We start from the raw sequence: 1,799 nt of genomic DNA on the forward strand, positions 1-1,799 counted from the left end.
CTTACGCGCTGATGCTGGCGACGACGCCGGCGCCGACGGTGCGGCCGCCTTCGCGGATGGCGAAGCGCAGGCCCTGGTCCATGGCGATCGGCGCGATCAGCTCGACGTTCATCGTCACGTTGTCGCCCGGCATCACCATCTCCACGCCTTCCGGCAGGGTCACCACGCCGGTCACGTCGGTGGTGCGGAAGTAGAACTGCGGACGGTAGTTGGTGAAGAACGGCGTGTGGCGGCCGCCCTCTTCCTTCGTCAGCACATAGGCTTCCGCCTTGAACTTGGTGTGCGGCGTGATCGAGCCGGGCTTCGCCAGCACCTGGCCGCGCTCCACGTCCTCACGCTTCGTGCCGCGCAGCAGCGCGCCGATGTTGTCGCCCGCCTCGCCGCTGTCCAGCAGCTTGCGGAACATCTCAACGCCGGTCACCGTCGTCTTCGTGGTGTCCTTCAGGCCCACGATCTCGACTTCCTCACCGACCTTCACGATGCCGCGCTCAATGCGCCCCGTCACCACCGTGCCGCGGCCCGAGATCGAGAACACGTCCTCGATCGGCATCAGGAACGGCAGGTCCTTCGGACGCTCCGGCTGCGGGATGTAGCTGTCGACCGCTTCCATCAGCTTCAGGATGGCCTGCTCGCCCAGCTCGGGGGACTTGTCTTCCAGCGCCATCAGGGCCGAGCCCTTGATCACCGGAATGTCGTCGCCCGGGAACTGGTAGCTGCTCAGCAGCTCGCGCACTTCCATCTCGACCAGCTCCAGCAGGTCGGGATCGGCCATGTCGCACTTGTTCAGGAACACCACCAGCGCCGGAACGCCAACCTGGCGCGCCAGCAGGATGTGCTCGCGCGTCTGCGGCATCGGGCCGTCGGCCGCCGAGACCACCAGGATCGCGCCGTCCATCTGCGCCGCGCCCGTGATCATGTTCTTCACGTAGTCGGCGTGGCCCGGGCAGTCCACATGCGCGTAGTGACGGTTGGCCGTCTCGTACTCCACATGCGCCGTGGAGATCGTGATGCCGCGCGCCCGCTCCTCCGGAGCCTTGTCGATCTGGTCATACGCCGTGAACGACGCACCACCCTGCTTCGCCAGAACCTTGGTGATCGCCGCCGTCAGCGACGTCTTGCCATGGTCCACGTGCCCGATCGTGCCAATGTTGCAGTGCGGCTTGTTCCGCTCAAACTTAGCCTTCGCCATCGTCCGTCACCCTGTCGGTCAGTCGGTCAGCGCCTCATATGGCGCAAATCGGCCCACTTCCAATCACCTGCCCCAAGGTTGGAGCGGGTGACGGGAATCGAACCCGCACAACCAGCTTGGAAGGCTGGGGCTCTACCATTGAGCTACACCCGCACCGCGCCCGGCGCGGCCGGAGCTGCGCCGGGTGCAGGTGGCACCTCCCACCGGGGTAGAAGCCCAGGCCGACTGAAAAGCCGGCCGGATATGGAGGGGGTTGGATTCGAACCAACGTAGGCGTGCGCCAGCGGATTTACAGTCCGCCCCCTTTAGCCACTCGGGCACCCCTCCGCCTGACCCCGGTCGGCGGGAGCCGGCGGACTATCGCCTTTCCCCCACCCCTGTCAACGTCCCGTGATGCATTCCCGCGCAGGAAATCATCGAATCATGGCGCTTGCTCCGCCTGCGCGGATGCGGAGGATGCGCTCATGTCCCGACCCCCTCGCCATCCTGGCAGTTCCTTTCCGTCTTCCCCCGGCCATTCTTCCCCCGGCCGGCCGCCGCGCGAGCGTGAGGAGCGCCCGGCCGCCCGCCCTGGCGACCGCCGCCCGCCCCGCGACATCGACACCCGGCC

General features: G+C 67.0%; 1 protein-coding gene and 2 tRNA genes. All 3 read right to left on the reverse strand.

Going from position 1 to position 1,799, the window contains the following annotated elements; translation table 11 throughout:
- Position 1: 1 nt before the first annotated feature.
- Entirely contained in the window at positions 2–1,189 is a 1,188-nt protein-coding gene (gene tuf, locus IBL25_RS17735) for an elongation factor Tu (protein ID WP_187779866.1), read from the reverse strand.
- Positions 1,190–1,268: 79 nt separating this feature from the next.
- Positions 1,269–1,342, reverse strand: a tRNA-Gly gene (locus IBL25_RS17740).
- Between the two features lie 91 nt (positions 1,343–1,433).
- Positions 1,434–1,516, reverse strand: a tRNA-Tyr gene (locus IBL25_RS17745).
- Positions 1,517–1,799: the final 283 nt, after the last annotated feature.

Source organism: Pseudoroseomonas ludipueritiae (genome assembly GCF_014490445.1).
Lineage (GTDB): Bacteria > Pseudomonadota > Alphaproteobacteria > Acetobacterales > Acetobacteraceae > Pseudoroseomonas > Pseudoroseomonas ludipueritiae.

What these genes read in the sequence shown, in the direction of transcription:
- tuf (WP_187779866.1), bottom strand. Translation starts at nt 1,189, where the DNA reads ATGGCGAAGGCTAAGTTTGAGCGGAACAAGCCGCACTGCAACATTGGC.